This is a genomic window from Pseudomonas sp. B35(2017) (assembly GCF_002113645.1).
Taxonomy (GTDB): domain Bacteria; phylum Pseudomonadota; class Gammaproteobacteria; order Pseudomonadales; family Pseudomonadaceae; genus Aquipseudomonas; species Aquipseudomonas ekonensis.
The window spans coordinates 573,808-587,429 of sequence record NZ_NEIZ01000002.1; the positions used below are offsets into that span (position 1 = coordinate 573,808).

Genomic DNA, 13,622 nt, shown 5'->3' on the forward strand with positions numbered 1-13,622 from the left:
GCATCCGGGTCAGACCGCCGGCCGGCTGTGGGGAAACAACAGATCCACAAACCGCTCCGCCGTCGGCTGCGGCTCGTGGTTGGCCAGGCCGGCCCGTTCGTTGGCTTCGATGAACACATGCTCCGGCCGGTCGGCGGCGGTCACCATCAGGTCGAGGCCGACCACCGGAATGTCCAGCGCCCGTGCGGCGCGCACGGCCGCATCGGCCAGCGTCGGGTGCAGGATGGCCGTGACGTCTTCCAGGGTGCCGCCGGTGTGCAGGTTGGCGGTGCGCCGCACGGACAGGTGCTCGCCCGCCGGCAGGACGCTGTCCCAGTCGTAGCCGGCCATGTGCAGGGTGCGCCGGGTCTCCTCATCCATGGGGATCTTGCTTTCACCGTCGGTGGCCGCCTGCCGGCGCCGGCTCTGGGCGTCGATCAAGGCGTCGAGCGGGTGGAGGCCGTCGCCCACCACATGCGCCGGTCGCCGGATCGCCGCCGCCACGACCTCGAAGCCGATGACCAGGATCCGCAGGTCGAGCCCTTCGTGGAAACTCTCCAGCAGCACCCGGCTGTCGAACGCCTTCGCCGCTTCGACGGCTTGCTGCACCTCTTCGATGCTCTGCAGATCCACCGCCACGCCCTGGCCCTGTTCGCCGTCCAGCGGCTTGACCACGACGCGCAGGTGCTCGTCGAGGAACGCCAGATTGTCATCCGCGTTGCCCGCCAGGCGCTGCGTCGGCACGTTCAGCCCGGCGCCCTTCAGCACTTTGTGCGTCAGGCTCTTGTCCTGGCACAGGGTCATGCTGACGGCGCTGGTCAGGTCGCTCAGGGATTCGCGGCAACGCACCCGGCGTCCGCCGTGGCTGAGGGTGAACAGCCCGGCTTCGGTGTCGTCCACCTGCACATCGATGCCGCGCCGGTGCGCCTCTTCGACGATGATCCGCGCATAGGGATTGAACGGAGCTTCGGGCCCCGGCCCCAGGAACAGCGACTGATTGATGCCGTTCTTGCGCTTGACGGCGAAGGTCGGGAGGCTGCGCATGCCCAGTTTGGCGTAGAGGGTCTTCGCCTGCCGGTTGTCGTGCAGCACCGACAGGTCGAGGTGGTTCAGGCCGCGGCTCATGAAGTGTTCGATCAGGTGGCGCACGAGTACTTCGCCGACCCCCGGGCGCGGGCACTGCGGATCCACCGCCAGGCACCACAGGCTGCTGCCGTTTTCCGGATCGTGGTACGCCTTGCGGTGATTGAGGCCCATGACGCTGCCGATCACCGCGCCGCTGTCCTCGTCCTCGGCCAGCCAGTACACAGGCCCGCCCCGGTGGTGCGGGGTGAGCCGGGCGGGATCCACCGGCAGCATGCCGCGGGCGTGATACAGCCGGTTGATGGCTTGCCAGTCCGTGTCGCTTTGGGCGCGGCGGATGCGGAAGCCGCGAAACACCCGGGTCGCCGGGCGGTAGTCGCTGAACCACAGGCGCAGGGTGTCGGAGGGATCGAGAAACAGCTGCGCGGGTTCGAGGCCGAGCACCTGCTGCGGCGCGGCGACGTAGAGGGCGATGTCACGTTCGCCCGGCTGCTCCTTGAGCAGTTCTGCGGCCAGGCTCGAAGGATCCGGGAACGTATGGCCGATCAGCAGGCGGCCCCAGCCGCAATGCACCGCGATCGGGGCGCCGGCCGGCGCGCTGCCGTCTTCGGCCAGGCGCGCCTGCAAGCGTTCGTAGGAGGGCGACTGACCGCGCAGCAGGCGCTGGCCAAAGGCCGTGGCATGAGGTTTCATCGGTCAGATTCCTTGTTCGCTGAGCCACAGGTTCAGGGCCGCCAGTTGCCACAGGCGCGAGCCGCGCAGCGGGGTGATGTGGCTTTGCGGGTCGGTCAGCAGGCGGTCGAGCATCACCGGGTCGAACAGGCCGCGGTCCTGGCTTGGGTCGAGCAGCAGTTCGCGGACCCAGTCGAGGGTGTCGCCCTGCAAGTGCTTGAGGCCGGGCACCGGGAAGTAGCCCTTCTTGCGGTCGATCACTTGCGCAGGAATCACCTGCCGCGCCGCTTCCTTGAGCACTTGCTTGCCGCCGTCGGGCAGCTTGAAGCGGGCGGGGATCCGCGCCGACAGTTCGACCAGGCGATAGTCCAGGAACGGTGTCCGCGCCTCCAGGCCCCAGGCCATGGTCATGTTGTCGACCCGTTTGACCGGGTCGTCCACCAGCATCACCGTGCTGTCCAGGCGCAAGGCCTTGTCCACCGCCGCGTCGGCGCCGGGCTGCGCGAAATGTTCCTTCACGAAGTCGCCGGCCGCGTCATCGGCCGTCAGCCATTTCGGCTGCACGGTGGCCTTGTAGCCGTCGTGGGTGCAGTCGAAGAACGCCTGCCGGTAGGCCGCATACGGATCGGCCGCGCCGTCCACCTGGGGATACCAGTGATAACCGGCGAACAGTTCGTCGGCGCCCTGGCCGCTCTGCACCACCTTGCAGTGCTTGGCCACCTCGCGGGAGAGCAAGTAGAAGGCGATGCAGTCGTGGCTGACCATCGGCTCGCTCATGGCGCGGAACGCGGCGGGCAACTGTTCGATGATCTCTTTTTCGTCGATGCGCAGTTGATGGTGGCGGGTGCCGTAATGCCTGGCGATCAGGTCCGAATACTGGAACTCGTCGCCACGTTCGCCGCCGGCGTCCTGGAAGCCGATGGAGAAGGTCGACAGGTCGTCCACGCCGGCTTCACGCAGGAGCCCGACCAGCAGGCTCGAATCGACGCCGCCGGACAGCAGCACGCCGACATCCACCGCCGCACGCTGGCGGATGGCGACCGCCTCGCGGGTGCTGTCGAGCACGCGGTCGCGCCAGTCCTCAAGCGTCAGGCCTTTCTCGTCTTCGTGCGGGCCGTAGGGCAGCGTCCACCAGGTCTTGCGTTCGGTGCGCCCGTCCGCGCCGATGCGCATCCAGGTGGCCGGGGGCAGTTTCTCGATGCCGGCCAGCAAGGTGCGCGGCGCCGGGACGACGGCATGAAAGTTCAGGTAATGGTTGAGGGCCACCGGATCCAGGACCGGACTGATGTCGCCGCCCTTGAGCAGCGCCGGCAGGCTTGAGGCAATGCGCAGGCGCTCGCCGGTGCGCGACAGGTACAGGGGCTTCACGCCCAGCCGGTCGCGGGCGATGAACAGCCGCTGGGCGTCACGTTCCCAGATGGCCAGGGCAAACATGCCGTTGAGTTTGGGCAGCAGCGCTTCGCCCCAGGCGTGATAGCCCCGAAGCAGCACTTCGGTATCGCCGCCGGAATGGAAGACATGGCCGAGGCCTTCGAGCTCGGCGCGCAGTTCCGGGAAGTTGTAGATGGCGCCGTTGAAGGCCAGGGCCAGGCCCAGCCTGCTGTCGATCATCGGCTGCGCCGAGCCGTCCGACAGATCCATGACTTTCAGGCGTCGATGGCCAAGGGCGACCGGCCCCTGGGCGTGGAAGCCCCAGGCGTCGGGGCCGCGGGGGGCCAAGTGATGGGTGATTCGTTCGAGGGCTGCAAGGTCTGCAGGGCGTTGGTCAAAACGTAACTCGCCAGCTAATCCGCACATAAGTTCCTTACCGGTTTTTTCCGTTGGGGAGGTCAAGACGCACCGCGCCGGAATGGCCGGTACTGAAAAACTGACCTGCGCAGGAACCGGTAGTTTTAGAACGATCGGTTATAAAGCGTCGTCGTCGGCCAGAACCCATAACAGCTTCGCCACGATTCTGTGCGGTACAGGGTTATGCAAAACATGGGAATTCTTGCTGATCCGCAACGGCAAACGCGCAGGATTTCGCGTTATCAATCGCTCGGCGGGATCGATAAGTTAAAGGCCTGAACCCCGCAATTAAGGACGATTGCCGATGCCGAGCCCGGATACTCCCCTGACACCTGTCACGCTCACGAACGAACAGGTGCTCGCCATCCTGCTGGACGCCACCGGGGACCTGGACACCGCCGAGGTGCTGCAGGAACGAATCCCTTCATGGCTGCTCAAGGCCTCCGCTGCAAGGATCACCGCATTGATGCAGGCTGCCTCGGAGCTTCGGGCCAGTCAGGTAAAGGTCGAAGTCGGACTGAGCCACCTGCGGCCGTTGGAGGCCTTTTGCGCCTCCGCCTTGAGCCACGCGTTGCGCCTGCGCTGGCCGGTGACGTTCGAGGTCGAGCACGATGGCCTGGTGCTCAAGGGCGACCACCCGGGCACGCGCACCTTGCTGGACGCGGCCATGCAGAACTTCACCGTGGAAGAGGCGGGCTCCGACGGCTTGCCCAAGGGCAGCGAGATCCAGCTCAAGAACCACCCGCAAGGCGTTGCCGGATTGACGCCGTCGGCCTTTGCCGGCCTGTGCCGCGACCTGAATCTGGGGCAGCGCTATCAGGAGCACTTCGCGCAGATGTTCGGCCTGCAGGAGCGGGCCGGGCGAACGGAGGTGACGAGCGCCCTGGGCCCGGACATCGTCCGCTTGAAAAAGCGCTTGCTGGCGTTCGACATGCATCTGGCCTCTATGAAAGGGGACATCACCCAGGAGGGGCATCAGATGCTGCAGCGGCTGATCGATGCCGAGGGTGCCGGCGACGCGAAGGCACTGCATTACGCGGGGCGTCCCTTGCTTATGCAGGGCCTCGGGGGGCAGGACATCTGCTTCTGGGGTGTGGTGGTGTTTTCGCGACGCCCGGTGGAGGAACATCCGGATGAGTGGTGTCTTGTCTACATGCCCGGCGAACCCTACCGTCCGCTGTTCGAATACCCCGCCTTCAGCACGTTCAAGCTATACCTGACGCTGAAGCTGGGTCTGCGCAGCTATGCGGCGCCTTTCGCCCGCTATCTGGATGAAGACAGCAAGGCGGACTTTTTCCAGACCTTCGCCCGCACACGGCAGTTGGGGACGCTCCAGGCCCGGCCGATTGCACGGTCGTTGTTCGATTTCATGCTGCACAGCCACGTCGGCAAGCTTCAGATCGATGCGCGGGTACTTGCGGTGCCCACCGCCGACGTGGACGCCGAGGCATCGCGTGAACGCTGGCTCGGCTATTTGGACACCGGCGTGACCATCGCCGGGCTGGCAGGGTTTTTCTTGCCGGTGGTGGGCGAGCTGATGATGGGCGTGGCGGTCGGCCAACTGTTGGCGGAAGTCTACGAGGGCATCGAAGACTGGGGCAGCGGCGACCGCCACGATGCCCTGGCGCACATGCTCGGGGTGGCGGAAAACGTTGCCCTCATGGCCGCGACGGCAGGCGTGGCCAAATCGTTGGGGGGCGTGGTGAGTCGCTCGCTTGCACGGCACCCGGAATTCTTCGGGCGTTTCGCTGCGGTGTTCGATCGGGCGGGCAGATCGCGATTGTGGATGCAGTCGTTGCAGGGGTATGAGCAGCCTGCGGCAACGGAGGCGCCGACGCAGGTCGATTATTCAGGGTTGTATCAGGCCCGCGACCGGACGTTCCTGCAGATCGAGGACAAGCACTATGCCGTGACGCTCGATCCCGATTCGAAGACCTGGCGGATCCTGCATCCGACGCGCAAGACGGCCTTTGCGCCTGAGCCCCTGCCCAATGGCGAAGGGGGCTGGCTGCGTCCCGGTGAGCAGGTCGAGCGATGGCGTGATTCTGCCTATGTGCTCAAGCGCATGAACCCGCGTCTGTCCGGTATCGATGACAGGCAGTTGGGGATGATCTGCAGGCTGACCGATACACCGCTCGATGAACTGCATCGGTTGGCGCAGGACAGTACGCCCCTGCCGCTGCGTCTGCAGGACATGGCCAAGCGCTTCGAGCTCGACGGCAAGTTGCGCCGTTTCATCGCCGACATGGAGCAAGGCAATGCGGGTGCCCCGCTGCATGCCCAGGAGCAGTTGCAAGCGTTGCCCATGCTCAAGGGTTGGCCCCATGGGCGCTACATCGAAGTGCTGGATGACGAGGCGAACGTCATGGCGACATACCCGCCCACTGCGGTGAGCGACCCTGACCTTTGCGTCCACGTGACCCAGACTCAATTGGCCGCCGGGCAATTGCTGCAGACGGTTGTCGGGGGACTCTACCCCGAAGAGGCGCAAACGCTGATCGGCGCCCCCGCCATCGGCGCAGGGCAGGACACGCAACTGGCGAAGCGACTGGGCGCCGAGCTCAAGGCCGGGCGGCGGCCGCTGTTCGAGCAGCTTTACCGGCTCTACGACTCAGGCGGGGCTAGCGATGTGAAAAAGGCCTGTGAAGCGTTTCCTGGCCTGCCTGAGCGCTGTGCCCGGCAGCTCATCGATCTGGCCCCCAGCGTCGAGCGCCAGCACTTGCAGGCTACCGGACGGCTGCCGATGGGATTGGCGCAAAGGATGCGCCAGATCCGCGACGCGGTGCGGATGGACAGGGCGCTGGCGGGATTCCACCTGCCCGAACTGGCCGATGACGATACGCAGAGGCTGGGCATTCGGTTGTTGGCGCATCTGGACGGCTGGCAGGCGGACTGGCGGCTGGAACTGCGCGAACGGACGTTCCCCGGCCCGTTGCTGGAAGGCATCGGCCATCCGGTTGCCGCGCTTGCCGAGACCTGCACGATCGTCAAATCGTCGGCCGGGTTTGAGGTGTTCAAGGGGAACCGGTCCCTGGGCCGGCTGCTGCCAGGGCCAGAAAGCCTGTATGCCGCTGTACTGAAAGGCATGCCGGCGTCGTGGCGCTCCACCACAGGGTTTGCCGAACAACGGCCGGGTGATGCCGCACGCCTGCGTGCTCGGCTGTTGGAGACCGCACTGGACGGCCGATTCGATGCCGAACGGGCACTGATCAACGATCTGCCGTTGCCGGTGCGCAAGGGGGTGGCGTGCGTGCAGGGCGACAGTCCCGTCGGTTCGCCGAAACACGCCGATGCCCTGCGACGCAAGGTCAAGCGGCTCTATCCGTTGTTTTCCGATGCGCAGGCCAACGCGCTTCTCGACGGACTGGGCCCGGATCGCCTGACCCGCGCCCGGGCGGTCAGGCAATTGGAACAGGCGCTGAAGGACCTGACCACCCGCCTTGAACGCTGGAGCGAGGACGGTGAGGCGCTGCAAGCCATGGGCGGCGAACTGCGTGAGGCCCGCCAGAGCCGGCGACAGGCGGCTCGACTGATCATTGAGGCCTGGCGGCGCAAGACCAGGATGGCCGACGGGCATTGCAGCCTCAGGCTCGACGACATGCGCATCGGAAAACTGCCGCACCTGCCCGCGAATGCTTCGTTCGATCATGTGAGGCACGTGTCCTTGAAGAACATGCAACTGACGGATGACGGGGTCTATTTTCTCAAGGCTTTCCAGAACGCCGAGTCCCTTGACCTGGACGGCAACCAGCTGACCCGGCTGCCGGAGGTGATTTCGCACATGCCTGCGCTCACGCGCCTGAGCCTTTCGGACAATCGCGTGCAACTGACCGAGCAGACACTGGCGAAACTGTCCGGGCTGCGCTCGTTGCACTCGCTGAACCTGAGCGGCAACGCGCTGGGGGCGACCCCGGATGTCGGCAAGATGTTCGATCTGCGCTTCCTGTCCCTGCGAAACACCCGGGCGACCGAGCTGCCCAAAGGCGTGTCCCGTTTGCCGAACCTCGACCGGGTCGATCTGCGCGACAACGATATCCGGCAACTGCCGAACTGGTTGTTCCAGGCGCCGAGGCGCATGAGCGAGACGGTCAACCTGCGGCACAATCCGCTGCAGGATCCCAGCCGCGGTTTGTTGTTGGCATACCGGGACCGTGTCGGGGTAGGGATGGGGTTCTTCGAAGACGACATCACCCGTCTCAGCGAGCGACAGGCCAAGGAACTGTGGTTCACGGACCGGGCCGGGCAGATGTTCGAGCAACGAAACAGGGTCTGGACGGCCTTCAAGGAAGATTCACGGGCCGGCGGTCTGTTTCATCTGCTCTCGGAGTTGGGGAACACCGCTGACTCCGAATTCGTTCATCAGGACATGGCGCGCCGGGTCTGGCGTGTGCTGCAGGCTGCCGAGGGCGATGCGGTGCTTTGCGAACAGGTTCTGGACCTGGCGGCCAACCCGATCCGCTGCACGGACTCGGCCGCGCTGAACTTCAGTCATCTGGAAGTGGCCGTGGAGGTGCATCAGATCCTCCACCGTCAGACGAATGCCGAGGCGAGCGCCGCGGACCTGCTGAGGCTGGGACAGAGGCTGTTTCGTCTGGAGCAGGTGGATCAGATCGTCCAAGCCCACATCGACAGCCATCCGAGGGTCGATGCGCTGGAGGTTGGCCTGGCTTATCGCACGGGCCTGGCCGAGGCCCTGGATCTGCCCGGCCAGCCCAGGCACATGCGTTTCGAGTTCTTGAGCGGCGTCACCGATGATGACCTCAAGGGCGCGTTGCTCAAGGTCAAGAATGCCGAGCTGTCGACACGGTTTCCGACGTATCTGGCGCAGCAGCCGTTCTGGTGCGACCTCATGAGGCAGCATCATCCCCGTCAGTTCAGCTCGACGGAAGCAATCTACCCACCCAGGCTGCAAGCCCTGTTCGAGAAGGCCGATACCCTGACGGATTCTGACTACCTCGAACAGGTCAGTGCGATTTCGCTTGAAAGGCAAACCGCCGAAACGAACCTGATGAAGCGTTTGACCGACGACGTCATCAAGCGCATCGAACTGGGCGTATGCGCCTTGTCCGATTTCTGAACGGTTGCGGATCCGGTCTCATTTGCCGCGGATCAGCCGGCGCAGGGCGAAGCGGTTGGGATGGCAGGCTTGGGCAACGGCTTTGGGCAAGGGCAGCGGCTCGTCGTCCAGCCATGCCGCCAGCAGCTCGCCGCACAGCGGTGCGGTGATCAGGCCACGCGAACCGTGCCCGCTGTTGATGTACAGGCCATCGAGCCATGGGCAGGGCACTTGCGGCACTTGCCGGGCATCCCTGGCCAGTGCGGCAAAGGCGTGGGCGAAGGCTTCGCGGTCGGCGAGGGGGCCGACGATGGGCAAGTAGTCGGGGCTGGTGCAGCGAAAGGCCGCGCGGCCCTGCAGATGGCTCACGTCCTGCCCGGGGATGTTCAGGCGTGCCGTCAGGTCGGCGGAGATCTCGTCGAGCATCGCCAGGTTGCCCAGGTGTTCTGCGGCGGTCGGCGTCAGGTCGTCGCTGTTGAAATCGAAGCTGGCGCCCAGCGTGTGTTCGCCCAAGCGGGCAGGGGCGACATAGCCTTCGGCGCACACCACGGTCTTCAGCGCCTGGCTCTGTGGCGTTTGCGCCAGGCGAGTGATCTGGCCGCGAATGCGCTTGAGCGGCAGTTCGGCGCTTTGCGCAAAGCGTCGGACATCGGCGGCGCCGGCGAGCACGACAACCGGCGCGCTGGCGATCAAGCGATCACCGTCGAAGGCCTGCCACTGGCCATCGACCTTGCGCAGCTCCAGCACTTCGTGATGGCGCAGCAGTTCGATGTTCGGTTGCGCGGCCTGCGCCTGGCACAGCGCCGGCGGGTGAACCCAGCCGCCCTCAGGGTAGAACAGGCCGCCGTGGGCCAGGCCGATCCCGGCACGGTCTTGCGCCTCGGGTTGGTCGAGCCATTGCAGCAGGTCCGGCGGGAACGCGGCGGCCAGTTGCGCGTGACGCTCGGCTTCCTTGTCGTTGAACGCCAGTTGCAGCACGCCGCAGCCGTCCCAGTCGGTGCCGCGCTGCAGGCTTTCCAGCAGACGGCGGGTGTAGCCGAAGCCGCTGACGATCAACTGCGACAAGGCCGTGCCGTGGGCCGACAGTTTCAGGTACAGCACGCCTTGGGGGTTGCCCGAGGCTTCCTGCGCCACCGCACCGTGGCGCTCCAGCAGGCTGACCTGCCAGCCCCGGGCCGCGAGGCTGGCGGCGCTGGCGCAACCGGCCAGCCCGGCGCCGATCACCAGCGCTCGGCGCTCACCGGTCAACGGTGCCGGGCGGGCGAACCAGGGCTTGTCCGGCGCGGGGGCGGGCACTTGCGCCGGCCAGCCGAGGAATTCGCCGCGCAGGATCTCCCACTTGTGGCCGATGCCCGGTGTGCGCTTCATCTTGAAGCCCGCCGCATTGAGCAGGCGCCGCACCCAGCCGGTGCTGGTGAAGGTGCTGAGGGTCGCGCCGGGCGCCGCCAGCCGGGCCAGTTCGGCGAACAGTTCGGCGGTCCACATGTCCGGGTTCTTCGCCGGCGCGAAACCGTCGAGAAACCAGGCGTCGATCCGGGCGTCCAACTGCGGCAGTTGCTCCAGCGCATCGCCGATCAGCAGGGTGAGGGTGACCCGGCCGTTGTCCAGCACGATGCGCTGGAACCCTTGATGGATCGCTACATAGCGCTTGAGCAATTGATCGGCGAACGTGGTCAGTTCCGGCCACAGCGAAAGCGCTCGCTCAAGGTCCGCAGGGCTCAGCGGGTACTTTTCGACGCTGACGAAATGCAGCCGTGCACCGGCCGGGGCAGACTGTTCGAACAGTTGCCAGGCACAGAGGAAGTTCAGCCCGGTGCCGAAGCCTGTCTCGCCGATCACAAACCTGCCGTTTGCCGGCAAAGCGGCGAAGCGCTCGGCCAGGCGGTTCTGTTCGAGGAACACGTAGCGGGTCTCTTCCAGCCCGGACTGGTCGGAAAAGTACACATCGTCAAAGGCCCGCGAACGCGGGCGTCCCAGGTCGTCCCAGTCGAGCTGGGCGTGGGGCAGTTCAGGTTTCATGGCAGGCTCGGCAACGGCAAGGCCGCCATTCTAGCCGATTGCGCAGGGGCGGCTTGATCCATGGCAAAGCTTGCGGCCGCAGGTTTACGGACAATCCGCCGCCCGCCGGAATTTCTGTGCCGCGCCGGTGCCTGATCCGCTAGTCTTGCTGAACCCTGGAAGGAGCCGCCCCATGTTCGAATCCGCTGAAATCGGTCACGCCATCGACAAAGACACTTACGAAGCCGCGGTGCCGGCCCTGCGCGAAGCGCTGCTCGAAGCCCAGTTCGAGCTGCAGCAGCAACGGCGTTTTCCGGTGATCGTCCTGATCAACGGGATCGAGGGGGCCGGCAAGGGCGAAACGGTCAAGTTGCTCAACGAATGGATGGATCCGCGCCTGATCGAGGTGCGCACCTTCGATCAGCAGACCGACGAAGAACTGGCCCGGCCGCCGGCCTGGCGCTACTGGCGGATGCTGCCGGCCAAGGGGCGGATGGGTATCTTCTTCGGCAACTGGTACAGTCAGATGCTGCAGGGGCGGGTGCACGGGCTGTTCAAGGATCCGCGGCTGGATCAGGCGATCAACGCCGCCGAGCGCCTGGAAAAGATGCTCTGCGACGAAGGCGCGTTGATCTTCAAGTTCTGGTTCCACCTGTCCAAGAAACAGATGAAGGCGCGGCTCAAGGCCCTGGCCGACGACCCGCTGCACAGTTGGCGGATCAGCCCGCTGGACTGGCAGCAATCGCAGACCTACGACAAGTTCGTCAAATACGGCGAGCGTGTGCTGCGCCGCACCAGCCGCGACTACGCGCCCTGGCATGTGATCGAGGGGATGGACGCCCATTACCGCAGCCTGGCGGTGGGCAAGATCCTGCTGGAGGGGCTGCAGAACGCGCTCAAGCGTCAGGACGTGCACGCGCAAGAGGTCAACGCCGCGCCGCTGGGCACGCCGGTCGATCAGATGAACCTGCTCGACAGCCTCGACCTGACCCAGTCCCTGGACAAGAAAGACTACGAAGAGCAACTGATCACCGAACAGGCCAGGCTGTCCGGGCTGATGCGCGACAAGCGCATGCGCCGCCATGCGCTGGTGGCGGTGTTCGAAGGCAACGACGCGGCCGGCAAGGGCGGGGCGATCCGCCGGGTGGCGGCGGCGCTCGATCCGCGTCAGTACAGCATCGTGCCGATTGCCGCACCGACCGAAGAGGAACGTGCGCAACCGTACCTGTGGCGCTTCTGGCGGCACATTCCGGCGCGGGGCAAGTTCACCGTGTTCGACCGCTCCTGGTACGGCCGGGTGCTGGTGGAACGGGTCGAAGGCTTCTGCAGCAAGGCCGACTGGCTGCGGGCCTACGGCGAGATCAATGACTTCGAGGAGCAGGTCGCCGACGCCGGGGTGATCGTGGTCAAGTTCTGGCTGGCCATCGACAAGGACACCCAGATGGAACGCTTCCAGGCCCGGGAAGAGATCCCCTTCAAGCGCTTCAAGATCACCGAGGACGACTGGCGCAACCGCGACAAGTGGGATGCCTACCGCGCGGCGGTGGGCGACATGGTCGACCGCACCAGCACCGAGGTCTCGCCGTGGACGCTGGTCGAGGCCAACGACAAGCGCTGGGCCCGGGTCAAGGTGCTGCGCACGATCAACCGGGCGCTGGAGGAGGCCTTCGAAAAGTCCGACCGCCGGGAGAAAAAGCACAAGAGCTGAACCGATGGACACGCATACGCCGGGTGAATGATCGTCGCGGCAGGTCCAGGGGTGGACTTATGCTCGGAGCCACTCCCAACCGACTACTGCAATGAGGTGTGCGATGCGTGAAGTGGTGATCGTCGACAGCGTCCGGACCGGCCTGGCCAAATCCTTTCGCGGCAAGTTCAACATGACCCGTCCCGATGACATGGCGGCCCATTGCGTCAATGCCTTGCTCACCCGCAACGACATCGACCCGGCCAGCGTCGAGGACTGCATCGTCGGCGCCGGCTCCAACGAAGGCGCCCAGGGCTACAACATCGGCCGCAACGTGGCGGTGCTGTCGCACCTGGGCACCGGCACCGCCGGCATGACCCTCAACCGCTTCTGCTCGTCGGGCCTGCAGGCGATCGCGATCGCGGCCAACCAGATCGCGTCCGGCTGCAGCGACATCATCGTGGCCGGCGGCGTCGAGTCGATCAGCCTGACCCTCAAGAGCGTCAACACCGACCACCTGATCAACCCGCTGCTCAAGCAACGGGTGCCGGGCATCTACCACACCATGGGCCAGACCGCCGAAACGGTGGCGCGGCGCTATGGCGTCACCCGCGAAGCGCAGGACCGCTATGCGCTGCAAAGCCAGCTGCGCACTGCCCAGGCCCAGGCGGCGGGGCTGTTCGACGACGAAATCGTGTCGATGGCGGTGAAGTACCGGGTCGAGGACAAGACCACCGGCGCCGAACAGATCCTCGACGCCATCGTCGACCGCGACGACTGCAACCGCCCCGACACCACCTACGAAAGCCTGGCCGGGCTCAAGCCGGTGTTCGCCGAAGACGGTTCGGTGACCGCCGGCAACTCGTCGCAATTGTCCGACGGCGCGTCGATGACCCTGGTGATGAGTCTTGAGAAAGCGCTGCAGCTGGGGCTCAAGCCCAAGGCGTTTTTCCGCGGTTTCACCGTGGCCGGCTGCGAGCCGGACGAAATGGGCATCGGCCCGGTGTTCTCGGTGCCGAAACTGCTCAAGGCCAAGGGCCTGCAAGTGGCGGACATCGATCTGTGGGAGCTCAACGAGGCGTTCGCCTCACAGTGCCTGTACAGCCGCGACCGGCTGGAGATCGACAACGAACGGTACAACGTCAACGGCGGTTCGATCTCCATCGGCCACCCGTTCGGCATGACAGGATCGCGGCAGGTCGGGCATCTGGTGCGCGAACTGCAGCGGCGCAACCTGCGTTACGGGATCGTCACCATGTGCGTGGGGGGCGGAATGGGCGCGACGGGGTTGTTCGAGGCGGTGCGTTGAGCCCTGAGACAGCAAGGTCGCCTGATTGACCGCCATCGCGAGCAGGGAAC

General features: G+C 65.7%; 6 protein-coding genes. 3 read left to right on the top strand and 3 right to left on the bottom strand.

What is annotated here, in order from left to right:
* Positions 1-9 precede the first annotated feature (9 nt).
* Entirely contained in the window at positions 10-1,755 is a 1,746-nt protein-coding gene (gene ngg / locus CAG41_RS06265; RefSeq protein ID WP_085629735.1) for an N-acetylglutaminylglutamine synthetase, read from the bottom strand.
* Between the two features lie 3 nt (positions 1,756-1,758).
* Entirely contained in the window at positions 1,759-3,531 is a 1,773-nt protein-coding gene (locus CAG41_RS06270; RefSeq protein WP_085656057.1) for an N-acetylglutaminylglutamine amidotransferase, read from the bottom strand.
* A gap of 295 nt (positions 3,532-3,826) precedes the next feature.
* Between CAG41_RS06270 and CAG41_RS06275 the strand changes: the two genes are divergently transcribed.
* Positions 3,827-8,599: an NEL-type E3 ubiquitin ligase domain-containing protein gene (locus CAG41_RS06275; RefSeq protein WP_085706788.1), complete on the top strand. Its 4,773-nt coding sequence runs from the start codon at positions 3,827-3,829 to the stop codon at positions 8,597-8,599.
* A gap of 18 nt (positions 8,600-8,617) precedes the next feature.
* Here the strand turns inward: CAG41_RS06275 and mnmC are convergent, their stop codons facing one another.
* On the bottom strand, positions 8,618-10,597 hold the full coding sequence (gene mnmC / locus CAG41_RS06280; RefSeq protein WP_085578069.1) for a bifunctional tRNA (5-methylaminomethyl-2-thiouridine)(34)-methyltransferase MnmD/FAD-dependent 5-carboxymethylaminomethyl-2-thiouridine(34) oxidoreductase MnmC: 1,980 nt from the start codon (positions 10,595-10,597) through the stop codon (positions 8,618-8,620).
* Positions 10,598-10,769: 172 nt separating this feature from the next.
* Between mnmC and pap the strand changes: the two genes are divergently transcribed.
* Positions 10,770-12,284 (top strand): polyphosphate:AMP phosphotransferase, encoded by a 1,515-nt coding sequence (gene pap, locus CAG41_RS06285; RefSeq protein WP_085629743.1) that lies wholly within the window; start codon positions 10,770-10,772, stop codon positions 12,282-12,284.
* A 103-nt stretch (positions 12,285-12,387) separates the two neighbouring features.
* Positions 12,388-13,572, top strand: coding sequence for a thiolase family protein (locus CAG41_RS06290; protein WP_085706789.1), 1,185 nt, complete (start codon positions 12,388-12,390; stop codon positions 13,570-13,572).
* The last annotated feature ends 50 nt before the right edge of the window (positions 13,573-13,622 follow it).